Raw genomic sequence first — 22,344 nt, 5'->3', positions numbered from 1 at the left:
AACAAGGAAACGCCAATGAGCGCCAGCACAACTGCAACAAGACGTCACGACTGGTCCCTGGCCGAGGTCAAGGCGCTGTTCCAGCAACCGTTCAATGACCTGCTGTTCCAGGCGCAGACCGTGCACCGCGCGCATTTCGACCCGAACCGCGTGCAGGTTTCTACCCTGTTGTCGATCAAGACCGGCGCCTGCCCGGAAGATTGCAAATATTGTCCACAGTCCGGCCACTACAACACCGGGCTGGAAAAACAGAAGCTGATGGAAGTGCAGAAGGTGCTGGAAGAAGCCGCCCGCGCCAAAGCCATCGGTTCTACACGCTTCTGCATGGGCGCGGCTTGGAAGCACCCGTCGGCCAAAGACATGCCCTACGTGCTGGAGATGGTCAAAGGCGTGAAGGCCATGGGCCTGGAAACCTGCATGACCCTCGGCAAGCTCGACCAGGAGCAGACCAAGGCCCTGGCCCAGGCCGGCCTGGACTATTACAACCACAACCTCGACACCTCGCCTGAGTTCTACGGCAGCATCATCACCACCCGCACCTACAGCGAGCGCCTGCAGACCCTGGCCTACGTGCGCGATGCCGGGATGAAGATCTGCTCCGGCGGCATCCTCGGCATGGGCGAGTCGCTGGACGACCGCGCCGGCCTGCTGATCCAGCTGGCCAACCTGCCCGAGCACCCGGAGTCGGTACCGATCAACATGCTGGTCAAGGTGGCCGGTACGCCGCTGGCCGAGGAAGAAGACGTCGACCCGTTCGACTTCATCCGCATGCTGGCCGTGGCCCGTATCCTCATGCCCAAGTCGCACGTGCGCCTGTCCGCCGGCCGCGAGCAGATGAACGAGCAGATGCAGGCGCTGGCCTTCATGGCTGGCGCCAACTCGATCTTCTACGGCGAAAAACTGCTGACCACCGCCAACCCGCAGGCCGACAAGGACATGCAGCTGTTCGCACGCCTGGGCATCAAGCCCGAAGCGCGTGAAGAGCACGCCGACGAAGTGCACCAGGCGGCCATCGAGCAGGCGCTGGTCGAGCAGCGCAGCAGCGAGATGTTCTACAACGCCGCGACAGCCTGAAATGGCCTTTGACCTGGCGGCGCGCCTGGCCGAACGGCGCGCCGCAGACCTGTATCGGCAGCGGCCACTGCTGGAAAGCCCGCAGGGGCCGGAAGTGGTGGTCGATGGCCAGTGTTTGCTGGCCTTCTGCAGCAATGACTACCTGGGCCTGGCCAACCACCCCGAGGTGATTGCCGCCTGGCAGGCCGGCGCCGAGCGCTGGGGTGTCGGTGGCGGAGCCTCGCACCTGGTGATCGGCCACAGTACGCCGCACCATCAGGTGGAAGAGGCCTTGGCCGAACTCACCGGGCGCCCGCGCGCGCTGCTGTTCTCCACCGGCTACATGGCCAACCTGGGCGCCATCACCGCGCTGGTGGGGCAGGGCGACACGGTGCTGCAGGACCGCCTGAACCACGCTTCGCTGCTGGATGGCGGGTTGCTCAGTGGTGCCCGTTTCAACCGCTACCTGCACAACGACCCGGCCAGCCTGGCCAGCCGCCTGGACAAGGCCATAGGCAATACCCTGGTAGTGACCGATGGCGTGTTCAGCATGGACGGCGACCTTGCCGACCTGCCGGCGCTGGCCGATGTCGCCCGCGCTCGCGGTGCCTGGCTGATGGTTGACGATGCCCATGGCTTGGGCACCCTCGGCACCCGGGGCGGCGGTATCGTCGAGCACTTCGGTCTGGGCGTTGAGGATGTGCCGGTGTTGATCGGTACGCTGGGCAAGGCTTGTGGTACCGCCGGTGCCTTTGTGGCCGGCAGCGAAGAGCTGATCGAGGCGCTGGTGCAGTTCGCCCGCCCGTACATCTATACGACCAGCCAGCCACCGGCGCTGGCCTGCGCCACCCTCAAGAGCCTGGAATTGCTGCGCCGCGAAACCTGGCGCCGCGAGCACCTGGCCGCGCTGATCCGCCAGTTCCGTGAAGGTGCGCAGCAGATCGGCCTGGAATTGATGGACAGCCCGACGCCGATCCAGCCCATCGTCATCGGCGACAGCGCAAAGGCCCTGCGCCTGTCACGCATGCTGCGCGAGCGCGGCTTGCTGGTGACGGCCATCCGCCCGCCCACCGTGCCGGCGGGCAGCGCACGCCTGCGGGTGACATTGAGCGCCGCGCACAGCGGGGCGCAGGTGCAGCTATTGTTGAATGCATTGGCCGAGTGTTATCCACAGTTGGAGAGCGCCGATGCGTAATCGACTTGTTCTGTTGCCTGGCTGGGGCTTGGGCACTGCTTCCCTGGAGCCGCTGGCCGCCAGCCTGCGTGCCCAGGACGCCCGCCTGCAGGTAGAGCTGATGCCCTTGCCGGAACTGGCCCATAGCGATGTGCAGGCCTGGGTCGACCACCTCGACCGCAAGCTGCCAAGTGATGTCTGGCTGGGTGGCTGGTCGTTAGGCGGCATGCTGGCCAGCGCGCTGGCGCACAAGCGCGGCGACCATTGCTGCGGCCTGCTGACCCTGGCCAGCAACCCCAGTTTCGTGGCTCGCCCCGACTGGCCCCACGGCATGGCCGAAGACACTTTTGGCACGTTCCTCGACGGCTGCCGCAGCCATACCCAGGTCACCCTGAAGCGCTTCCGTACCTTGTGCAGTGACGGTGCCCTGCAACCGCGCACCCTGCTACGCCAACTGGGTGTCGGCGTACCGGACACCGACCCGCTGTACCTGGCCACCGGCCTTGAAGTGCTGGCCAAGCTGGACACCCGCGAAGCACTGCAGGCCTACGGAGGCCCGCAGTTGCACCTGTTCGCCGGCAGCGATGCGCTGGTGCCGGCAGAGGCGGCAAAGGCGCTGAGCGAGTTGCTGCCCGATGTGGAAGTGGGCCTGGTCGAAGAAAGCTCCCACGCGTTCCTGCTGGAATACCCGCAGGAACTGGCGGCGGGCATCAAGAGTTTCCTGCATGAGAGTGGCGATGACTGACCTTTCCCGTCCGACCCTGCCCGGCGCGCTGCCCGACAAGCGCCAGGTAGCGGCCTCGTTCTCCCGCGCCGCAGCCAGCTACGACAGCGTGGCAGCCTTGCAGCGTGCGGTGGGTTCGAGCTTGCTGGAGCAGTTGCCGGAAGGCCTGCAGCCGTCACGCTGGCTGGACCTGGGCAGCGGCACCGGTCATTTCAGCAGGGCGTTGGCCGAGCGGTTCACCCAGGCCAGCGGCGTTGCGGTGGATATCGCCGAAGGCATGTTGTGCCATGCCCGCAACGAACAGGGCGGGGCGCTCTATCACGTGGCCGGTGACGCCGAGCGTTTGCCGCTGCGTGATGCCAGTGTCGACCTGGTGTTTACCAGCCTGGCCGTGCAGTGGTGCGGCCAGTTCGCCAGCGTGCTGGCAGAAGCGCTGCGAGTGCTGCGCCCGGGCGGCGTGCTGGCCTTCAGCAGCCTGTGTGTGGGTACCCTCGATGAACTGCGCGCCAGTTGGCAGGCGGTGGATGGCCTAGTGCATGTGAACCGCTTCCGCCGTTTCGAGGACTATCAGCGCCTGTGCGCAGCCAGCGGCTTCGAACAGCTTGGTCTGCAGCGTTGTCCGCACGTGCTGCACTACCCGGATGTACGCAGCCTTACCCATGAACTCAAGGCTCTCGGCGCCCACAACCTGAACCCCGGCCGACCTTCCGGGCTTACCGGCCGGGCACGCATGCAGGGCCTGTTGCAGGCGTATGAGGCATTTCGCCAGCCCGAGGGGCTGCCAGCCACCTACCAGGTGGTCTATGGTGTGTTGCGCAAGCCACAGGCTTAAGGGGAGCGAGATGAGCCAGGCCTATTTCATTGCCGGTACCGATACCGATGTCGGCAAAACCACCATCGCTGCCGGCCTGCTGCATGCGGCACGGTTGCAGGGCATGAGCACGTTGGGAGCCAAGCCGGTGGCCTCCGGTTGCACGATGACGCCCAAAGGCTTGCGCAACAGCGACGCTCAGGCGCTGATCGATGAAAGCACGATCAAGATGCCCTACGAACAGGTCAACCCGTTTGCCTTCGAGCCTGCGATTGCGCCGCATGTGGCCGCACGTGAGGCAGGGGTGACGCTGGCCGTGTCGGACCTGCTGGCTGCGATGCGGAATGTGCTGCAACAAAATGCCGATTTCACCCTGATCGAGGGAGCCGGAGGCTGGCGCGTGCCGTTGTCGGGGCTGGAAAACCTGTCCGACCTTGCGGTGGCCCTGCGGCTGCCGGTGATTCTGGTGGTCGGGGTGCGGCTCGGCTGTATCAGCCATGCCTTGTTAAGCGCTGAGGCGATCGAGCGTGACGGGCTGCAACTGGCTGGATGGGTGGCGAACATCATCGAGCCGCGTACTTCGCGCCTGGAAGAGAACCTGGCCAGCCTGGCCGAGCGTTTGCCGGCGCCATGCCTGGGGCGGGTGCCCAAGTTGAAGCAGGCCAGTGCCGACATGGTTGCTGAACACCTTCAGCTGGATCTGCTGGATTAGCCGTTTCCAGGCTTGGCCCTTTCGCGGGCTTGCCCGCTCCCACAGGTACAGCGCAGGGTTCAGGTATCGCGCGGTCCCCTGTAGGAGCGGGCAAGCCCGCGAAGAGGCCGGTACAGGAATACCCAAGGCCTATCAAATGGCACGAGGCCATTAGGGATTTAAACGGGCCTTTTCGCCCCTGGCCTGCTTTAATGGGCCTGTTCGCCATCCAGCGTCAATGGAGTCCTGACATGGAAATCACCGGTAGCTCCGCCTATTACGCGGGCCTGAGCGCAATCCAGACCGGCCAGAACCGCGTCGATCAGGCTGCCAGCCAGATCGCCAGCACCACCGCCGAACGTAGCGCCACCAGCCAGTCCAGCGATTTTCAGGCCGAACGCCTGCGCGCGGTCGACCGCAGCCAGCAAATGGACCTGGCCACCAGCACCGTGCAGCTGGCCGTGGGCAAACTCGAAGTCGAGCTTGGCGCAAAGGTCGCCAAGGCATCCGACGAAATGCTCGGCCGGATCATCGACACCTACGCCTGACACGGCGGCCTTTCCCGAACATAACGCTATCCCTGTGGGAGCGGGTTTACCCGCGAATGCGTCCGCCCGGAAACCTCTGTTTTCCGGGCTGGCCCATTCGCGGGTAAACCCGCTCCCACAGGGGGACTTATCATGGCTTGACGCTTTTGCCATTTTTCGTGGCGTAAATGGCACCATAGTCCATCCTTGACATAAGGCGGAGCTAAACGTAAGTTTCAAACAACTGTTTGATCGACGGCCGCCACGTGCTGGTCACCCCACAGAACTCACCTAGAGGTTCATCGCAATGCCTGATTACAAAGCCCCCTTGCGTGATATCCGCTTCGTTCGCGACGAGCTGCTCGGCTATGAGGCGCACTATCAGAGCCTGCCGGGTTGCCAGGACGCCACGCCCGACATGGTCGACGCGATCCTCGAAGAAGGCGCGAAGTTCTGTGAGCAGGTGCTGTCGCCGCTGAACCGCGTGGGTGACCAGGAGGGCTGCACCTGGAGCGAGTCGGGCGTTAAAACCCCGACCGGCTTCAAAGCGGCCTACGAACAGTTCGTAGAAGGCGGCTGGCCGAGCCTGGCGCATGACGTCGAGCACGGCGGCCAGGGCCTGCCGGAGTCGCTGGGCCTGGCGCTGAGCGAAATGGTCGGCGGTGCGAACTGGTCGTGGGGCATGTACCCGGGCCTGTCCCATGGCGCGATGAACACCATCTCTGCGCACGGCACCCCCGAGCAGCAGCACACCTACCTGACCAAGCTGGTATCCGGCGAGTGGACCGGCACCATGTGCCTGACCGAGCCGCACTGCGGTACCGACCTGGGCATGCTGCGCACCAAGGCCGAGCCACAGGCCGACGGCAGCTACAAGGTGTCGGGTACCAAGATCTTCATTTCGGCCGGTGAGCACGACATGGCCGACAACATCGTCCATATCGTCCTGGCCCGCCTGCCGGACGCACCGGCTGGCACCAAGGGCATCTCGCTGTTCATCGTGCCGAAGTTCCTGCCCAACGCCGAAGGCGGTGTGGGCGAGCGCAACGGCGTGAGCTGCGGCTCGATCGAACACAAGATGGGTATCCACGGCAACGCCACCTGCGTGATGAACTTCGACGGCGCTACCGGCTACCTGATCGGCCCGGCTAACAAAGGCCTGAACTGCATGTTCACCTTCATGAACACCGCTCGCCTGGGTACCGCGCTGCAAGGCCTGGCCCACGCCGAAGTCGCGTTCCAGGGTGGCCTGAAGTACGCCCGTGAGCGCCTGCAGATGCGCTCCCTGACTGGCCCGAAAGCACCGGACAAGGCTGCTGACCCGATCATCGTCCACCCGGACGTGCGTCGCATGCTGCTGACCATGAAGGCCTTCGCCGAAGGCAACCGCGCGATGGTGTACTTCACTGCCAAGCAGGTGGACATCGTCAAGTACAGCCAGGATGAAGAAGAGCGCAAGAAGGCCGATGCCCTGCTGGCGTTCCTGACCCCGATCGCCAAGGCGTTCATGACCGAGGTCGGCTTCGAAGCCGCCAACCATGGCGTGCAGATCTACGGTGGCCACGGCTTCATCGCCGAATGGGGCATGGAGCAGAACGTACGGGACAGCCGCATTTCCATGCTGTACGAAGGCACCACCGGCATCCAGGCCCTGGACCTGCTCGGCCGCAAGGTGCTGATGACCCAAGGCGAAGCGCTGAAGGGCTTCACCAAGATCGTGCACAAGTTCTGCCAGGTGCAGGAAGGCAACGAAGCGGTCAAGGAGTTCGTCGAACCGCTGGCGGCGCTGAACAAGGAATGGGGCGAGCTGACCATGAAAGTGGGTATGGCCGCCATGAAGGACCGCGAAGAAGTGGGTGCGGCCTCGGTCGATTACCTGATGTATTCCGGCTACGCCTGCCTGGCCTACTTCTGGGCTGACATCGCCCGCCTGGCGGCGGAGAAACTGGCTGCCGGCACCAGCGAAGAAGCCTTCTACACCGCCAAGTTGCAGACCGCGCGCTTCTACTTCCAGCGCATCCTGCCGCGTACCCGTACCCATGTGGCGACCATGCTGTCGGGTGCCAACAACCTGATGGCGATGGACGAAGAACACTTCGGCCTGTCGTACTGATCCTGCCGCTGTACACGAAACCCGTCTGCCTTCACCGGCAGGCGGGTTTTTTCATTCTGTGGCCTGATGCCTATCTTTGTAGGAGCAGCCTTGTGCTGCGAAGAGGCCATAGCTGCCACAGAAAATCTTTTGTCATTGCGGCCTTTTCGCAGCACAAGGCTGCTCCTACAAGGAAAAGCGTCTGATTCGATATTCAACTGTTCATGTGCACTGCCGATGAAGTAAGGGCACAATGCCACCATTGATCTGCCGGGTTGGAGATTACCCTTGTTTCGTTTTAACGCTGTTCGCGCGAGTCACTTCCTGCCTTCGCTGATTCTTTTGCTGGCAGGACTCGCCGCGGCCTATGTGAGAGACCTCAGTGTCTTTTTCACATCGCTGTTCAACGTCCTGCCCACCTTGGTCCTGCTGCTGGGTGGCGCCTACTGTGCGGTGTACCGTCGCCAGCGCGAGCTGTTCCTGATGCTCACGGTGTACATCGCCTACTACCTGCTCGACACCCAGACCGACTTCTACCGTGACCATGGCCGCGTTCGCGAGGACGCGGCGGTGATCTTCCACCTCGTGTGCCTGCTGCTACCCGCCCTGTTCGGGCTGTATGGTGCCTGGCAGGAGCGCACCCACCTGCTGCAGGACCTGGTCGCCCGTGGCGCCGTGCTGTTCGCCGTGGGTAGCGTGGCGGTGGCCCTGGAGCAAAGCTACCCCCAAGCACTACTGACCTGGTTGGCGGAAATCCGCTGGCCAACCTTGCATGGCCAGTGGATGAGCCTGATCCAGATGGTCTATCCGCTGTTCCTCGGCGTGTTCATCCTGCTGGTGGTGCAATACCTGCGTGCACCACGGCCGCTGCACGCTGCGCAGGTGATGGGCCTGCTGGGCATCTTCTGGATGTTGCCGCAAACCTTCATCCTGCCGTTTACCCTGAACATCATGTGCAGCCAGGTCATGCTGATGATCGCCGCAGCGGTGGCGCACGAGGCCTACCAGATGGCTTTCCGCGACGAACTGACCGGCCTGCCGGGGCGCCGTGCGCTGAACGAGCGCATGCAGCGCCTGGGACGCAACTATGTGATCGCCATGACCGATGTCGACCACTTCAAGAAATTCAACGACACCCACGGCCACGATGTCGGCGACCAGGTGCTGCGCCTGGTTGCCAGCCGCCTGTCCAAGGTTACCGGGGGGGGCCGTGCCTACCGCTATGGCGGCGAGGAGTTCGCTCTGGTGTTTGCCGGCAAGACCGCCGAGGAATGCGTGCCCCATGTGGAAGCCGTGCGCGAAATGATCGCCAACTACGTGATGCACCTGCGCGACCAGCACAACCGCCCGCAGGACGATACCGCCGGGCGCCAGCGGCGGGCGGGCAGCAGTGGGGGTACGGTTTCGGTCACCATCAGCATCGGTGTGGCGGAGCGCCAGGCCGATCATCGTAACCCCGAAGCGGTGCTGAAATCCGCTGACCAAGCGCTGTACAGCGCCAAGGGCGCAGGGCGCAATTGTGTCATGGTACATGGGCAACAAGCGCAGCGAGGGGCGGTGCGCACGGCGTGACCGAGTTAGACTATACGGTCTATTGATGACCCTATGTCTCGTAAAAGTTGTTCGGTTACACTGGCTGCAACCCAGTGTCGCGGTTCCCCGAGACCGCTCCGACCCGACTAGCGAGAGGTTGTCATGGCTGAATATAAAGCGCCCCTGCGCGACATGCGCTTCGTACTGAATGAAGTCTTCAACGTGGCCGAGCAGTGGGCGCAGTTGCCCGGGTTGGCCGAGGTTGTCGATGCCGACACAGCCATGGCCGTGCTGGAAGAAGCCGGCAAGGTCACCGCCAAGTCCATCGCACCGCTCAGCCGTGCCGCCGACGAAGAGGGCTGTCACTGGGAAAACGGCGCAGTAAGTACCCCAGCCGGTTTCATCGAGGCGTACAAAACCTACGCCGAAGGCGGTTGGGTGGGTGTGGGTGGCGACCCGTTGTTCGGCGGTATGGGCATGCCCAAGGTCATCTCGGCCCAGGTCGAGGAAATGGTCAACGCCTCCAGCCTGTCCTTCGGCCTGTACCCGATGCTGACTGCTGGCGCCTGTCTGTCGATTAACGCCCACGCCAGTGAAGCGCTGAAGGAAAAGTACCTGCCAAACATGTACGCCGGCGTGTGGGCCGGCTCCATGTGCCTGACCGAGCCGCACGCCGGTACCGATCTGGGCATCATCCGCACCAAGGCCGAGCCCCAGGCCGACGGCAGCTACAAGGTCAGCGGCACCAAGATCTTCATCACCGGCGGCGAGCACGACCTGACCGAGAACATCATCCACCTGGTGCTGGCCAAGCTGCCGGACGCACCAGCGGGGCCGAAAGGCATTTCGCTGTTCCTGGTGCCGAAGTTCCTGGTCAATGAAGACGGCAGCCTGGGGGCGCGCAACCCGGCCACCTGCGGCTCGATCGAGCACAAGATGGGTATCCAGGCCTCGGCCACCTGCGTGATGAACTTCGATCAAGCGGTCGGCTATATCGTCGGTGAGCCGAACAAGGGCCTGGCGGCCATGTTCACCATGATGAACTACGAGCGCCTTGGCGTTGGTATCCAGGGCCTGGCCTCGGCCGAGCGCTCCTACCAGAATGCCGTGGAGTACGCCCGCGACCGCCTGCAGAGCCGCGCCCCGACCGGGCCACAAGCCAAGGACAAGGCCGCTGACCCGATCATCGTCCACCCGGACGTGCGCCGCATGCTGTTGACCATGAAGGCGCTGATCGAGGGTGGCCGTGCCTTCTCCAGCTACGTGGCCATGCAGCTGGACAGTGCCAAGTTCAGCGAAGACACCGCCGTGCGCAAGCGCAGCGAAGAACTGGTGGCACTGCTGACGCCGGTTGCCAAGGCCTTCCTCACCGACCTGGGCCTGGAGTGCGCGGTGCACGGCCAGCAGGTGTTCGGCGGGCATGGCTACATTCGCGAATGGGGGCAGGAGCAACTGGTGCGCGATGTGCGTATCACGCAGATCTACGAAGGCACCAACGGCATCCAGGCCCTCGACCTGATGGGGCGCAAGGTGGTGGCCAGTGGCGGGGCGTACTACCGGCTGTTCTCCGACGAGATTCGCCAGTTCATTGCCAGCGCAGGTAGCGAGCTGGATGAATTTGCCAAGCCGTTGGGTGCCTGTCTCGATCAGCTCGACGGGCTGACCGAGTGGGTGCTGGAACAGGCCAAGGGCAACCCGAACGAGATTGGCGCGGCTTCTGTCGAGTACCTGCATGCCTTTGGTTATGTCGCCTATGCCTACATGTGGGCATTGATGGCGCGGGCGGCGCAGGCGGGTGAGGGGGATGCAGCGTTCTATTCGGGCAAGCTGGGTACGGCGCAGTTCTACTTTGCGCGGTTGCTGCCGCGGGTGGATTCGCTGGTGGCTTCGGTGAAGGCGGGGAGTGAGTCGTTGTACCTGCTGGATGCCGAGCAATTCTGAGGGATTTTGGGGGGCTGCTTTGCAGCCCATCGCGACACAAGGCCGCTCCTACAGGTACCGCGCAAGCTCGAATGGCTATGCGTTCCCCTGTAGGAGCGGCCTTGTGTCGCGATGGGCCGCAAAGCGGCCCCTGTCGTGTAAGCCTTTTCCTACACAACGTGGTGACTTTTCACCACTGTTCTCAGATTGGATCCACGGTTATTCTTTACCACATGGACGTTGCGCAGGAAGCGCAAAGGACAGATCAAGGATGACGACGAAGGACACCTGCCAGGATGGCGGGGCGATACGGATGTCACAGGGAAACAGTCTGGAAAACCCCGCTTCGGCGGGGTTTTCTTTGTGCGCGTGTTTTTTCAGCCCAGCACATCCAGCGGTGATGCACCCAACAGGCGGGCGTCCGTCTCTTCCTCCAGCAGCGTGCGCAGCAGCTCCACAGATGCCTGCTGGCGTTGGGCATCGCGGAACACCAAGCCAACCTTCAGCGGTACCCGTGGCTCGCTCAATGGCTTCCACAGCAGCCCCTGGTCATCCTCGGCGGCCTCCTTGGCCCGCCCCGGCAGGATGGTGGCCAGCGCGGTATGGGCCAGGCTGTCGAGAATCCCCGCCATGTTGTTCATCTCTGCCTGCACCTGCGGCCGACGCCCCTGGCTGGCCAGTTGCGCCTGCCAGATCTGGCGGATCTGGAATTCCTCGCCCAGCATCAGCATGGGCAGCTCGGCGGCCTGGCGAATGGACACCTTCTTGAAGTCCTTTAGCGGGTGGGTAGCGGGGATGACCAGTTGCAGTTCATCTTCATAGAGCAGCAGACCATGCAGCCCCGGCTGGCGTGGCGGCAGGTAACTGATACCGATGTCCAGGCTGCCATTGAGCAAGCGCCGTTCGATCTCCAGCCCTGACAATTCGTAGATCTGCACCACCAGGTGCGGCTGTGCCCTGCGCAGGCGTTCAAGCAGCTGCGGCACCAGGCTCGGCCGCACGGTCTGCAGCACGCCGATGGCCAAGGTACGCAGCGACTGGCCCTTGAAGTTGCGCATGGCCTCGTGGGCGCGCTGCAGGCCGTCGAGCAACGGCAGGGCGTGGTTGTACAGGGTGTGGGCGGCCAGAGTCGGCAGCAGGCGCTTGTTGCTGCGTTCGAACAGGCTCAGGTCGAGGCTGTGCTCCAGCTGGCGTATCTGCTGGGAAAGCGCTGGCTGGGACAGCGACAGGCGCTCGGCGGCGCGGCCCACGTGGCCTTCTTCATACACCGCGACGAAATAACGCAGTTGGCGGAAATCCATAAGTGATACTTATCGAAAATGCTGGAAAAACGAAATGGTCGAAACCCCTCGCGAGGCCTAGTCTATCGCCGTATTCCAAAGGGTTACAGCGATGAATCGATCGATTGTTACCCCGGATGAAAAACACTTTTGATAGGCAAGGCAAAATATCGAGTGCCGCACCCAAGCCGCACCGTGACCGCCCCTGTCGTGATTGGTTGGAGCCCTGATGAACCTGTTCAACCTGCGCCGCCCGGCCCCTGCCGCCGTCGCCGAGCCCAAGCGTGCGCCGGTGATCGCGCCGGAAGCGCCGCAGCTGTCGCGTGAGCGCCTGATGCCCAGCACCGAACGCGCAGCGCAGGTATTCGTGCGTGGCCAGGGCTCCTGGTTGTGGGACAACGAAGGGCATGCCTACCTGGACTTCACCCAGGGTGGTGCAGTCAACAGCCTGGGCCACAGCCCCAGTGTGCTGGCGAAGGCGCTGGGCAGCCAGGCCCAGGCGTTGATCAACCCGGGCTCGGGCTTCCACAGCCGTGGCCTGCTGGGGCTGGTCAACCGCCTGTGCCAGAGCACCGGCAGCGACCAGGCCTACCTGCTCAACAGCGGTGCCGAAGCCTGCGAAGGCGCGATCAAGCTGGCGCGCAAGTGGGGCCAGCTGCACCGCAACGGCGCCTATCACATCATCACCGCCACCCAGGCCTGCCATGGCCGCAGCCTGGGCGCGTTGTCAGCGTCCGACCCGCTGCCCTGCAACCGCTGCGAACCGGGCCTGCCTGGCTTCAGCAAGGTGCCATTCAACGACTTGGCGGCGCTGCACGCCGAGGTGGACTCGCGCACCGTGGCGATCATGCTCGAGCCGATCCAAGGTGAGGCGGGTGTCATCCCGGCCACGCAGGAATACCTAAAGGGTGTGGAAACGCTGTGCCGCGAACTGGGCATCCTGCTGATCCTCGACGAGGTGCAGACCGGCATTGGCCGCTGTGGCGCGCTGCTGGCCGAGGAAACCTACGGCGTGCGCGCCGATATCATCACGCTGGGCAAGGGTTTGGGCGGTGGTGTGCCGCTGGCGGCCTTGCTGGCCCGGGGCACGGCGTGCTGCGCCGAGCCTGGCGAACTGGAAGGCAGTCACCATGGCAACGCGCTGATGTGCGCCGCCGGCCTGGCCGTGCTGGATACTGTGCTGGAGCCTGGCTTCTTCACCCAGGTGCGGGACAACGGCCGCCACCTGCGTGAAGGCCTGAGCCGGCTGGCCGGGCGCTATGGCCAGGGCGAAGTGCGCGGGCAAGGCCTGCTGTGGGCCCTGCAGATGAAAGAAAACCTGGCCCGCGAGCTGGTGGCGGCTGCCTTGCACGAAGGCCTGTTGCTCAACGCACCGCAGGCGGATGTGGTGCGTTTTTCGCCAGCGCTGACCGTGAGCAAGGGCAACATCGACGAAATGCTGCTGCGCCTGGCCCGTGCCTTTGCCCGTCTGCATGCCCAGCAGCAGGCCCGCCGCGAAATGCCAGCCTAGCGGCCTGGTGACATCGAGAATTCTACGAACCGTCTGGCGTTCCTGCGCATCGCCCTTGGCCTGTTTCATTCGGCCCGGGGCGTTTTTTTTGCCTGTTGAACCTCTGTGGCGGGCGGCTAGTCTCTGATGTAACCCCTTCAGGAGAGACTCGCATGGACTTTATACGCATCATCATCGCCATCATCCTGCCGCCGCTGGGCGTTTTCCTGCAGGTGGGGTTTGGCGGGGCGTTCTGGCTGAATATCTTGCTGACCTTGCTGGGGTACATTCCGGGGATCGTGCATGCGGTGTACATCATCGCCAAGCGCTGAGATTTTTGGGGCTGCTTTGCAGCCCATCGCGACACAAGGCCGCTCCTACAGGTACAGCGCCACATTCGGGCTTGTGCGATCCTTGTAGGAGCGGCCTTGTGTCGCGAAAGGGCCGCAAAGCGGCCCCAAAATCTCAGCTCACCAACACCCGGCAATAGAATTTCCATTCTTCTTCCAGCGCATGCGCCAGGTTTTCCGCCTTGCGGAACCCGTGCCGCTCCCCCGCGTAGAAGTGCCCTTCAGCCTCGATCCCGTTAGCCTGCAGTGCCGCCAGCATCGACCGCGTCTGCTCCGGCACCACCACCGCATCCAGTTCGCCCTGGAAGAAAATCACCGGTACCTTGATCTGCCCCGCATGCAGCAGCGGCGTACGCTGGCGATAGCGCTCGGCATCCTGCAGCGGGTCGCCAATCAGCCAGTCCAGGTAGTCCCCTTCGAACTTGTGGGTGGCCCGGCCCAGGGCAACCGGGTCGCTGACCCCGTACAGGCTGGCACCGGCTCGGAACACATCATGGAACGCCAGGGCGCATAGGGTGGTGTAGCCGCCCGCACTACCGCCGCGGATGAACGCCTTGCGGCTGTCGATCAGCCCACGTCCGGCCAGGTAATCCACCGCTGCGCAGGCATCGGCCACATCGCTTTCGCCCCAGCGCAGGTGCAAGGCCTGGCGGTATTCACGGCCATAGCCGGTGCTGCCCCGGTAGTTGAGGTCGGCGACGGCGAAGCCGCGTTGGGTCCAGTACTGGATTCGCGGGTCGAGCACGGGATAACAGGCCGAGGTCGGGCCGCCATGGATGAACACCACCAGCGGTGCGGCTCCTTGCGACCGGGCCGCCGGGTAGAAGAAGCCATGGGCACGGTGGCCGTCACTGCCGTAGTGGATCGACTGCGGCAGGCTGATATGCCTTGCCGGCAGCACTTCGGCGCCACCAGCCAATACGCTGACCTCGTGGTCGTCGCGGGCGATGGCGATGACCGCCGGCGGGCTGATCGGCGAGGCGGCAATGGCATACAGGTGTTCGGCATCCATGGCCAGGCTGCGAAAGCGTGTGTAGGCGCTGGCGAAACGCTCCAGGCGGCCATCGGCAGTGCGCAGGCCCAGTTGCCCGAAGCCGTCTTCGAACCAGCTGGCCAGATAGCTTCGCGGTCCCAGCGCCAACCAGGTACTGGTGCCCAGTTGCCAGGGGGCTGCGGCGTGGTCCGCCGGTTCGGCAGGCAGGGCCTGCCAACGGCCATCGACCTCGCCCCAGGGTTGCCAGAAGCCATTGCGGTCGGACAGGCAGTAAAGTCGGCCTTCGCCATCGAAGCGTGGTTGCTGTAGCGATTCGTCGGCGCCAGCCACACATTGCGCGGGCCCCCAGTGGCCACTTGCATCACGTGTGCGGCACATCAGCCTGGTGACGGTCCAGGGTTGTGCCGGTCGGTCCCATTCGACCCACGCCAGGCGCTGGCCGTCGGAACTTACCGTAGGCGATGCATAGAAGTCGGCTCCCTCGGCGAGCACTTCGCGGGCTTGTTCACCCAGGGCGACCAAGCGATGCTCGACCCGTTCGCCATGCTGCTCCTCGACCGCCAGCACTAGGCCGTCCTGCCACTGCACATCGCCGTAGCGGCAGCTGGCATCATCGGTCAGGGCGCGCGGTGCTGCGCCTTCCAGGGCCTGGGTATAGACCTGCTGGTCCTTTTCGTTGACGAACAGCAGCCCATCGCCACCCAGGCAAAAGCTGCCACCGCCGTATTCGTAAACCCGGCTACGCACACTGAAGCCATCGGGGGTCAGGCAGCGGGCCTGCTGGTGCTGCCAGTGCCAGATGCGACAGGCACCATCGGCCGGGCGAAACTCGTTCCAGAACAGCCCCGCAGCGCTGACCTTGAGTTCGGCGAAGTCGGTGCCGGCGGCAACTGCCTGGACCGCGCTGAACTCAGCCGCGGACGATGACACGGGAGTTTCGTTCATTGCGGAAGGTCATCTCTTCAATGGTGAGCTGGGCGCTTTCCGCCTCCTCGCGGGCCTTGAGGATGATGCCGTGGTCGGCCGACTTGGCGCACACCGGGTCGGCGTTGCTGGCATCGCCGGTGAGCATGAAGGCCTGGCAGCGGCAGCCGCCGAAGTCCTTTTCCTTCTCGTCGCAGGAACGGCAGGGTTCGGGCATCCACTCATAGCCACGGAAGCGGTTGAAGCCGAACGAGTCGTACCAGATGTGGTGCAGGTCGTGGTCGCGCACGTTGGGGAACTGCACCGGCAGCTGGCGCGCGCCGTGGCAGGGCAGGGCGGTGCCGTCCGGGGTGATGGTGAGGAACAGGCTGCCCCAGCCATTCATGCAGGCCTTGGGGCGCTCCTCGTAGTAGTCCGGGGTGACGAAGATCAGCTTGCACGGGTTGCCCTCGGCCTTGAGCTTTTCCCGATACTCGTTGGTAATGCGTTCGGCCCGTTCCAGCTGCGCGCGGGTTGGCAGCAGGCCCAGCCGGTTGAGGTGGGCCCAGCCGTAGAACTGGCAGGTGGCAAGCTCGACGAAGTCGGCTTCCAGGGCGATGCACAGCTCGATGATGCGGTCGATCTTGTCGATGTTGTGCCGGTGGGTGACGAAGTTGAGCACCATCGGGTAGCCATGGGCCTTCACCGCACGGGCCATTTCCAGCTTTTGCGCAAAGGCCTTCTTCGAGCCGGCCAGCAGATTGTTGACCTGCTCGTCACTGGCCTGGAAGCTGATCTGGATATGGTCCAGGCCGGCCTTCTTGAAGTCGGCGATGCGCGCCTCGGTCAGGCCGATGCCCGAGGTGATCAGGTTGGTGTAGTAGCCCAGCCGGCGGGCCTCGCCGATCAGTTCGGCGAGGTCCTGACGTACCAGCGGTTCTCCGCCGGAGAAACCGATTTGCGCGGCACCCATTTCCCGGGCTTCGGCCATCACCTTGAACCACTGTGCGGTACTCAGCTCCTGGCCCTGGGCTGCGAAGTCCAGTGGGTTGGAGCAGTACGGGCACTGCAGCGGGCAACGGTAGGTCAGCTCGGCCAGCAGCCACAGCGGCAGGCCGACTGCGGGCGTGGGCGGTAACTCAGGCGAGGACGATCCAGTGTTCGGCACGGGCCACCTCCATGAACTGCTCGATGTCATCGGCCACTTCCGGGACACCGGGGAACTGTTGTTCGAGTTCGCTGATGATCGCGGCAACGTCGCGTTGGCCGTCGATCAGGCCACCGATCAGGGCCGCGCTGTCGTTGAGCTTGATCATGCCCTCGGGGTACAGCAGCACATGGCCCTTTTGCGCCGGCTCGTACTGGAAGCGGTAGCCGGGGCGCCAGGCTGGCACTTGATTACGGTCGAAACTCATAGGGTGATCCCTTTGTGCCACACCCGTTCCTGGGTGACGGAATGATAGGGCGGGCGGTTCAGCTCGTAGGCCATGCTCATGGCGTCGAGCATGCTCCAGAGAATATCCAGCTTGAACTGCAGTATCTCCAGCATACGCTCCTGGCCCGCGCGGGTGGTGTAGTGCTGCAAGGTAATCGCCAGGCCATGCTCCACGTCACGCCGGGCCTGGCCCAGGCGGGTGCGGAAGTATTCGTAGCCGGCCGGGTCGATCCACGGGTAGTGCTGCGGCCAGCTGTCCAGGCGCGACTGGTGGATCTGCGGGGCGAACAGCTCGGTCAGCGAGCTGCTGGCCGCTTCCTGCCAACTGGCCCGGCGGGCGAAGTTGACGTAGGCGTCCACGGCAAAGCGTACACCGGGCAGTACCAGCTCCTGGGAGCGCAGCTGGTCCGGGTCCAGGCCCACGGCCTGGCCCAGGCGCAGCCAGGCTTCGATACCACCGTCCTCGCCGGGCGCGCCATCGTGGTCGAGCAGGCGCTGGATCCACTCGCGGCGTACTTCGCGGTCCGGGCAGTTGGCCAGGATCGCGGCATCCTTCATCGGGATGTTGACCTGGTAGTAGAAGCGGTTGGCTACCCAGCCCTGGATCTGTTCGCGGGTGGCGCGACCCTGGTACATCGCCACGTGGTACGGGTGATGAATGTGATAGTAGGCGCCCTTGGCGCGCAGGGCCTGCTCGAATTCGGCAGGGGACATTGGCAGTGCGTCGCTCATTCGGCTGGCTCCTGTAAAGCTGAGTCTCGGCTCGATCCCTGTGGGAGCGGGTTTACCCGCGAACACCGGCGAAGCCGGTGCCATACACTTTTTGGGATTCTTCGCGGGTGAACCCGCTCCCACAGGGGCTGTGTTGCTTGTGCGATCTGGCTGTTACAACTCGATACTCATGCCATCGAAGGCCACTTCCACACCCCGGCGCAGCACTTCGGCACGCTCGGGCGAGTCTTCGTCGAGAATCGGATTGGTGTTGTTGATGTGGATAAGTACCTTGCGCTGGCGCGGGAAGCCATCCAGCACCTCCAGCATGCCGCCGGGGCCGTTCTGTGCCAGGTGGCCCATCTCGCGGCCGGTACGGGTGCCCACGCCACGGCGCTGCATTTCATCATCTTCCCACAGGGTGCCGTCGACCAGCAGGCAGTCGGCGCCTTGCATCATCGTCAGCAGCTTGTTGTCTACCTGGCCCAGGCCTGGGGCGTAGAACAGCTTGCCGCCGGTGCGGGTGTCCTCGACCAGCAGGCCAAGGTTGTCGCCCGGGTGCGGGTCGAAGCGGTGTGGCGAGTAGGGCGGCGCGGCGCTGCGCAGGGGGAACGGGGTGAAGCGCAGGTTGGGGCAGGCGTCGATGACGAAGCTGCCTTCCAGCTCGATGCGGTTCCACTGCAGGCCGCCGTTCCAGTGGCTGAGCATGTTGAACAGCGGAAAGCCCGTGGTCAGGTCCTGGTGGACCATGTCGGTGCACCACACCTGGTGCGGGCAGCCTTCGCGCAGGCTGAGCAGGCCAGTGGTGTGGTCGATCTGGCTGTCCAGCAGGATGATGGCGTTGATGCCGGTGTCGCGCAGGGCACGGGCCGGCTGCATCGGCGCAAAGGCCTGGAGCTGGGCGCGGATATCGGGCGAGGCATTGCACAGCACCCAGTGCACGCCATCGTCGGACAGGGCGATGGAGGACTGGGTGCGCGGCGTGGCCCGCAAGGTGCCGTCACGCAAGCCCTTGCAGTTGACGCAGTTGCAGTTCCACTGGGGGAACCCGCCGCCGGCGGCGGAACCGAGAACCTGGATGTACATGGCCACTCTCTCTGCAGAAACCGTAGCGAAAAAACGAAAACGCCCCGGCAGGCCGAGGCGTTGAACCGTAAGCCGGGCTTAGCGGTTGGCGAAGTACATGGTGACTTCGAAGCCGATGCGCAGATCAGTGTATGCAGGTTTGGTCCACATGGAATTACTCCTTCCGGATGAGGGGGTGGGTTTGTCAGCTACTACTTGGGTACCGCCAATGGCTGGAGGTTCCCATGGCTGGGATTGCGCTATCTTACAAGAAAAATTTGTACCGAAAGGTTAATTATTCGAAAACTCCGTTGCGGTTTTCGTAACAATCATGGGTTTGAACCCAGCCAGGAAGCATCTGGTGCGGCTGCGTTGGCAAGGCATAGCCAAGTGGAATCTGTATCGAGCAAGTGGTTCAGAAACTGGTCCAGATCCGTCTGTCGCGTTTTCAGGATAGACCTGCGCAGTGCATCCAGCCTGCCGGGTTGTGTGGCCAGGAATGTCTGCCACGCCCATTCGGCGACTTCGGCGTTGCCCATCGCCGGTTCATCGAATTGCGCGGCCAGGGCCTGACCAGCGGCAGGGGCCAGGGTAACGCCCTGGCGCAGCAAGGTGAGCAGGTGGTCGAGGATCTGTACCTGGCTAGCATGAGGCGACTGGACCCCGAACAGCAGGCCGCCGACCCCCTCGACCTGACGAAAGGTACTGAACACCGCATAGCCGAGTTGCAGTTCTACCCGTAGCCGTTGGTAAACCGGCCCTTGCAGCAACTGCGCGAGCAGGCGGCCAGCGGCTTCCATGGCCGCTGGCAGTGGGCAGAACAGCAGCAGGGCATGCTCACTGCCGGGTACTTCGGCATGTTGCCAACGGTGCTTGGCCCAGGCGGGCAGAGGGCCAGGCGCCGAGCCTTGGCCAGGGCAGTGCTGCAGCACGGTGCCCAATGCGTTCAGGGCGGCATCGTCGAAGCCGGCAGCCAGGCCGTGCCAGCGTGTTTGCTGCCACAGGCTGTCGAGATGCGTCTGTGCCAGGGTGCAGGCCGGAGCAGGTGCAGGCGCGGCGCCCAGAACTGCGTCGGGTAGCTGCTTGAGCAGGGCACGGATGGGGATCAGTGCCGGAGGCTGCGTCGAACTCGGCAGCCAGCTTCCTGCCGGGGGCTTGAGCATCAGTGCCAAGGCCTGTTCCACAGTGCGCAATACCGCTGCCGGCAGCCCGGCGCAGCGCAGTTGCCAATATTCGCCAGCGGTACTGAACTGCAGCTGCACCGATACGCGCTCGCAGCGCTCCTGCAGGGGGTGCAAGGCGCGCTCGAGCAGCGCATGCAGGCGCTGGCGCAACGGCGAAGGGACATGCCAGCGCAGGTACAGCGCCGCGTACTGACGAGCACCAGGCAGCTGGTCGCTGACTTTCAGTACCGCTGGCAGCGGGTGCGGCCTGGCATCAGGCAAGTCGGCCAGGAGCAAGGGGTCGACTGCGGGCAGTTGCCAATGCCCATGTGCGCGGCCCGGCAGGCCTTCCAGCAGGGCACGGAGCGCCTGCAAGCCTTGTGTGTCCAAACCGCTGAACGGCTGGCCGGCGCTGTCCCGGCGGGCCAGCTCAAGCGCGCTGGCACTGCGTTCGCGGCTTTGCTGCAGCAGCTCGAATTCGGCACTCAATTGCTCAGGGGCGGCCTGGCGGATGAAGCCGAACCAGCCCTGCAACAGGGCATCGGCTTCCTCTGGGCAGGCGTCCTCGCTCAGCTTCAGGTCAATGTGCCACAGCAACTGCCCGGCGAAGGCATACAGCGCCTCGGCCTTGAAGCCTTGCAGCCAGCCACGCTGGCGAAGCGCATGCAGCCAGGTGCCCGGGCGGCTATCGCCGAGGCAGGCGATGAGCAACTCAAGGGCCTGCTCGGTACCTGCCGGCAGGTTTTCGTGGCTGAACAGCAGGTGCGTGTCGGTCGCCGATAAAGGCGGTGGCAGAGCTTGTGGCACCCGTTCACCTGTTGCGAACAGCTTGGCATGCTGCCGGCCCAGTAATTCCAGTTCATCCAGCGATTGCGGGCCGCACAGGCTCAGGGTGACCTGGCCGCCTTGGTAGAAGCGCTGGTGAAAGCCACCGAGCGCTTGCTGGAAGGCAGGATCCTGCAAGGCCAGGGTGTGCCGGTTACCGGCATGAAAAGCGCCCAATGGATGGCCGGGCGCTGCCGATTGCAGCAAGGCGAACTGCTGCTGGGCCTGCGGGCTGCGCGACCAGGCAATGAACTCGGCATGGATTACTTCGCGTTCGCGGCGTTGGCGCTCGATACCCAGGTCTGGCTCGGCCAACATCTGGCACAGGCGCTCCAGCCCCCCGGCCAGGGCGCTGGGCGGGACCTCGAAGAAGAAGTCGGTGGTGCGTTCGCGAGTGCTGGCATTGACCTGGCCGCCGAGGGCCTGCACGTAGCGCATCAGGCCGTCGTCCAGAGGGAAGCGCGAGGTGCCGAGGAAGAACAGGTGCTCCAGGAAGTGGGCCAGGCCGGGCCATCTGGTCGGCGCGTCGTGGCTACCCGCGTGCACCCGCAGGGCCGCGGCCGAGCGCTTCAGGCGCGGGGCGTGGCGCAGGGTCAGTTGCAGGCCGTTGGCGAGGGTGAGGTGGCGGGTGGCGTCAGGCATGGAAACTCCGGGGCAGGTGTTCATGCTAACCCATTTGTGTTGGCAGGCTTGGCCCTATCGCCGACAAGCCGGCTCCCGCAGGGAATGCACATGCCTTGAAACCGGTGCGGTCGAGGTGGGAGCCGGCTTGCCGGCGAATGGGCCGCACAGCGGCCCCTGTCAGCCTTTACGCAGGTGCAGCTCCTGGCGCAGATCGCTCAGGTAAGGAAACGTCACCCGCCCCTGTACCACCCGCTCATGCTCCAGCTCCGCCAGCAACTGGCACTCGTCCCGCCCGGCCATGGCCAGCAGGCTACCATCCGGGCCGACGATGCTGCTCTGCCCGCAATACTGGATATCGTCTTCCGAGCCGCAGTAGTTGGCATACACCAGGTAGCACTGATTCTCCTGCGCCCGCGCCCTCACGGTCACCTGGCAGATGAAGTCGTACGGCGACATGTTCGCCGTCGGCACCAGGATCAGCTCGGCACCGTCCAGCGCCAGGCGTCGCGCGTTTTCCGGGAACTCGATGTCGTAGCAGATCAGCAGACCGACCTTCCAGCCATCCAGCTCCACCACCGGGAAGTGATCGGCACCTGCGCTGAACATCGAGCGGTCCAGCTCGCCGAACAGGTGGGTCTTGCGATAGTTGCTCAGGCTGCGGCCGTGACCATCGATCAACTGCACGCTGTTGTAGATCGCGCCATCATCGCCACGCTCCGGATACCCGTAGACGATGGCGATGCGGTGCGCCTGGGCGATTTCCACCACCTCCATGGCCGTCGGACCATCGGCGGCCTCGGCCAGGCGCTCGACCTGGGCCAGGCCGATGTTGTAGCCGGTCAGGAACATCTCCGGGCACACCAGCAAACTGGCGCCGCGTTCGGCCGCCAGTTGCGCCTGGTGGCGCAACCGTTGCAGGTTGCCGGGCACGTCGAGTGGCTTGGGCGAGCCCTGAAACAGAGCGATACGCATGCTGCCTC

General features: G+C 64.2%; 20 protein-coding genes. 11 read left to right on the top strand and 9 right to left on the bottom strand.

Going from position 1 to position 22,344, the window contains the following annotated elements:
• Positions 1-15 precede the first annotated feature (15 nt).
• The 9 genes from bioB to IMX18_RS22500 all read left to right on the top strand — a co-directional run bounded on the left by bioB (position 16) and on the right by IMX18_RS22500 (position 10,546).
• On the top strand, positions 16-1,074 hold the full coding sequence (gene bioB / locus IMX18_RS22540) for a biotin synthase BioB (RefSeq protein ID WP_217190220.1): 1,059 nt from the start codon (positions 16-18) through the stop codon (positions 1,072-1,074).
• A 1-nt stretch (position 1,075) separates the two neighbouring features.
• Positions 1,076-2,248 carry an 8-amino-7-oxononanoate synthase gene (gene bioF / locus IMX18_RS22535; RefSeq protein ID WP_139657361.1) on the top strand — a complete coding sequence of 391 codons (1,173 nt, stop codon included), beginning with the start codon at positions 1,076-1,078 and terminating at the stop codon, positions 2,246-2,248.
• Entirely contained in the window at positions 2,241-2,972 is a 732-nt protein-coding gene (locus IMX18_RS22530; protein WP_015268698.1) for an alpha/beta fold hydrolase, read from the top strand. The genes bioF and IMX18_RS22530 overlap by 8 nt, the downstream gene beginning before the upstream one ends.
• Complete coding sequence (gene bioC, locus IMX18_RS22525; protein ID WP_015268699.1) at positions 2,965-3,783, top strand: malonyl-ACP O-methyltransferase BioC; 819 nt, start codon at positions 2,965-2,967, stop codon at positions 3,781-3,783. The genes IMX18_RS22530 and bioC overlap by 8 nt, the downstream gene beginning before the upstream one ends.
• Before the next feature lie 10 nt (positions 3,784-3,793).
• Positions 3,794-4,474, top strand: coding sequence for a dethiobiotin synthase (bioD, locus tag IMX18_RS22520; protein ID WP_015268700.1), 681 nt, complete (start codon positions 3,794-3,796; stop codon positions 4,472-4,474).
• A gap of 230 nt (positions 4,475-4,704) precedes the next feature.
• Complete coding sequence (locus IMX18_RS22515) at positions 4,705-5,001, top strand: hypothetical protein (protein ID WP_003258614.1); 297 nt, start codon at positions 4,705-4,707, stop codon at positions 4,999-5,001.
• Positions 5,002-5,287: 286 nt separating this feature from the next.
• Positions 5,288-7,093 carry a phenylacyl-CoA dehydrogenase gene (locus tag IMX18_RS22510; protein WP_191472007.1) on the top strand — a complete coding sequence of 602 codons (1,806 nt, stop codon included), beginning with the start codon at positions 5,288-5,290 and terminating at the stop codon, positions 7,091-7,093.
• 267 nt (positions 7,094-7,360) lie between these two features.
• Positions 7,361-8,644: a GGDEF domain-containing protein gene (locus IMX18_RS22505; RefSeq protein ID WP_039613233.1), complete on the top strand. Its 1,284-nt coding sequence runs from the start codon at positions 7,361-7,363 to the stop codon at positions 8,642-8,644.
• A gap of 123 nt (positions 8,645-8,767) precedes the next feature.
• Entirely contained in the window at positions 8,768-10,546 is a 1,779-nt protein-coding gene (locus IMX18_RS22500) for an acyl-CoA dehydrogenase C-terminal domain-containing protein (protein WP_054573689.1), read from the top strand.
• Positions 10,547-10,902: 356 nt separating this feature from the next.
• Here the strand turns inward: IMX18_RS22500 and IMX18_RS22495 are convergent, their stop codons facing one another.
• Complete coding sequence (locus tag IMX18_RS22495; RefSeq protein WP_004375209.1) at positions 10,903-11,826, bottom strand: LysR family transcriptional regulator; 924 nt, start codon at positions 11,824-11,826, stop codon at positions 10,903-10,905.
• A 208-nt stretch (positions 11,827-12,034) separates the two neighbouring features.
• Here IMX18_RS22495 and IMX18_RS22490 point away from each other — a divergent pair, with 208 nt between their 5' ends.
• Both IMX18_RS22490 and IMX18_RS22485 read left to right on the top strand, forming a co-directional pair.
• Complete coding sequence (locus tag IMX18_RS22490) at positions 12,035-13,315, top strand: aspartate aminotransferase family protein (protein ID WP_217190218.1); 1,281 nt, start codon at positions 12,035-12,037, stop codon at positions 13,313-13,315.
• 152 nt (positions 13,316-13,467) lie between these two features.
• Positions 13,468-13,626, top strand: a complete 159-nt coding sequence (locus IMX18_RS22485) for a YqaE/Pmp3 family membrane protein (RefSeq protein ID WP_009681539.1) — start codon at positions 13,468-13,470, stop codon at positions 13,624-13,626.
• A 133-nt stretch (positions 13,627-13,759) separates the two neighbouring features.
• On the opposite strand, the gene IMX18_RS22480 is transcribed toward IMX18_RS22485, so the two are convergent.
• The 8 genes from IMX18_RS22480 to IMX18_RS22445 form a co-directional block, all read right to left on the bottom strand.
• On the bottom strand, positions 13,760-15,583 hold the full coding sequence (locus IMX18_RS22480) for a S9 family peptidase (protein WP_217190215.1): 1,824 nt from the start codon (positions 15,581-15,583) through the stop codon (positions 13,760-13,762).
• Entirely contained in the window at positions 15,549-16,709 is a 1,161-nt protein-coding gene (gene pqqE, locus IMX18_RS22475) for a pyrroloquinoline quinone biosynthesis protein PqqE (protein ID WP_137137861.1), read from the bottom strand. Before pqqE ends, IMX18_RS22480 begins: the two co-directional genes overlap by 35 nt.
• Complete coding sequence (gene pqqD / locus IMX18_RS22470; protein WP_004375207.1) at positions 16,681-16,956, bottom strand: pyrroloquinoline quinone biosynthesis peptide chaperone PqqD; 276 nt, start codon at positions 16,954-16,956, stop codon at positions 16,681-16,683. Before pqqD ends, pqqE begins: the two co-directional genes overlap by 29 nt.
• Complete coding sequence (gene pqqC / locus IMX18_RS22465; protein ID WP_003255592.1) at positions 16,953-17,708, bottom strand: pyrroloquinoline-quinone synthase PqqC; 756 nt, start codon at positions 17,706-17,708, stop codon at positions 16,953-16,955. The genes pqqD and pqqC overlap by 4 nt, the downstream gene beginning before the upstream one ends.
• A 153-nt stretch (positions 17,709-17,861) precedes the next feature.
• Complete coding sequence (gene pqqB / locus IMX18_RS22460; RefSeq protein ID WP_015268707.1) at positions 17,862-18,773, bottom strand: pyrroloquinoline quinone biosynthesis protein PqqB; 912 nt, start codon at positions 18,771-18,773, stop codon at positions 17,862-17,864.
• A gap of 78 nt (positions 18,774-18,851) precedes the next feature.
• Complete coding sequence (pqqA, locus tag IMX18_RS22455; RefSeq protein WP_003243383.1) at positions 18,852-18,923, bottom strand: pyrroloquinoline quinone precursor peptide PqqA; 72 nt, start codon at positions 18,921-18,923, stop codon at positions 18,852-18,854.
• A 158-nt stretch (positions 18,924-19,081) separates the two neighbouring features.
• Positions 19,082-21,382: a pyrroloquinoline quinone biosynthesis protein PqqF gene (pqqF, locus tag IMX18_RS22450; RefSeq protein WP_217190213.1), complete on the bottom strand. Its 2,301-nt coding sequence runs from the start codon at positions 21,380-21,382 to the stop codon at positions 19,082-19,084.
• 159 nt (positions 21,383-21,541) lie between these two features.
• Positions 21,542-22,336: a carbon-nitrogen hydrolase family protein gene (locus IMX18_RS22445; protein WP_061550895.1), complete on the bottom strand. Its 795-nt coding sequence runs from the start codon at positions 22,334-22,336 to the stop codon at positions 21,542-21,544.
• Positions 22,337-22,344 lie beyond the last annotated feature (8 nt).

The organism is Pseudomonas shirazica, assembly GCF_015168335.1.
GTDB classification, from domain to species: domain Bacteria; phylum Pseudomonadota; class Gammaproteobacteria; order Pseudomonadales; family Pseudomonadaceae; genus Aquipseudomonas; species Aquipseudomonas asiatica.
The sequence above is the reverse complement of the archived record's forward strand: the minus strand, read 5'-3'. Positions and strand labels throughout refer to the sequence as shown.

What these genes read in the sequence shown, in the direction of transcription:
- bioB (WP_217190220.1), top strand. Translation starts at nt 16, where the DNA reads ATGAGCGCCAGCACAACTGCAACAAGACGTCACGACTGGTCCCTGGCC.
- bioF (WP_139657361.1), top strand. Translation starts at nt 1,076, where the DNA reads ATGGCCTTTGACCTGGCGGCGCGCCTGGCCGAACGGCGCGCCGCAGAC.
- IMX18_RS22530 (WP_015268698.1), top strand. Translation starts at nt 2,241, where the DNA reads ATGCGTAATCGACTTGTTCTGTTGCCTGGCTGGGGCTTGGGCACTGCT.
- bioC (WP_015268699.1), top strand. Translation starts at nt 2,965, where the DNA reads ATGACTGACCTTTCCCGTCCGACCCTGCCCGGCGCGCTGCCCGACAAG.
- bioD (WP_015268700.1), top strand. Translation starts at nt 3,794, where the DNA reads ATGAGCCAGGCCTATTTCATTGCCGGTACCGATACCGATGTCGGCAAA.
- IMX18_RS22515 (WP_003258614.1), top strand. Translation starts at nt 4,705, where the DNA reads ATGGAAATCACCGGTAGCTCCGCCTATTACGCGGGCCTGAGCGCAATC.
- IMX18_RS22510 (WP_191472007.1), top strand. Translation starts at nt 5,288, where the DNA reads ATGCCTGATTACAAAGCCCCCTTGCGTGATATCCGCTTCGTTCGCGAC.
- IMX18_RS22500 (WP_054573689.1), top strand. Translation starts at nt 8,768, where the DNA reads ATGGCTGAATATAAAGCGCCCCTGCGCGACATGCGCTTCGTACTGAAT.
- IMX18_RS22495 (WP_004375209.1), bottom strand. Translation starts at nt 11,826, where the DNA reads ATGGATTTCCGCCAACTGCGTTATTTCGTCGCGGTGTATGAAGAAGGC.
- IMX18_RS22490 (WP_217190218.1), top strand. Translation starts at nt 12,035, where the DNA reads ATGAACCTGTTCAACCTGCGCCGCCCGGCCCCTGCCGCCGTCGCCGAG.
- IMX18_RS22485 (WP_009681539.1), top strand. Translation starts at nt 13,468, where the DNA reads ATGGACTTTATACGCATCATCATCGCCATCATCCTGCCGCCGCTGGGC.
- IMX18_RS22480 (WP_217190215.1), bottom strand. Translation starts at nt 15,583, where the DNA reads ATGAACGAAACTCCCGTGTCATCGTCCGCGGCTGAGTTCAGCGCGGTC.
- pqqD (WP_004375207.1), bottom strand. Translation starts at nt 16,956, where the DNA reads ATGAGTTTCGACCGTAATCAAGTGCCAGCCTGGCGCCCCGGCTACCGC.
- pqqC (WP_003255592.1), bottom strand. Translation starts at nt 17,708, where the DNA reads ATGAGCGACGCACTGCCAATGTCCCCTGCCGAATTCGAGCAGGCCCTG.
- pqqB (WP_015268707.1), bottom strand. Translation starts at nt 18,773, where the DNA reads ATGTACATCCAGGTTCTCGGTTCCGCCGCCGGCGGCGGGTTCCCCCAG.
- pqqF (WP_217190213.1), bottom strand. Translation starts at nt 21,382, where the DNA reads ATGCCTGACGCCACCCGCCACCTCACCCTCGCCAACGGCCTGCAACTG.
- IMX18_RS22445 (WP_061550895.1), bottom strand. Translation starts at nt 22,336, where the DNA reads ATGCGTATCGCTCTGTTTCAGGGCTCGCCCAAGCCACTCGACGTGCCC.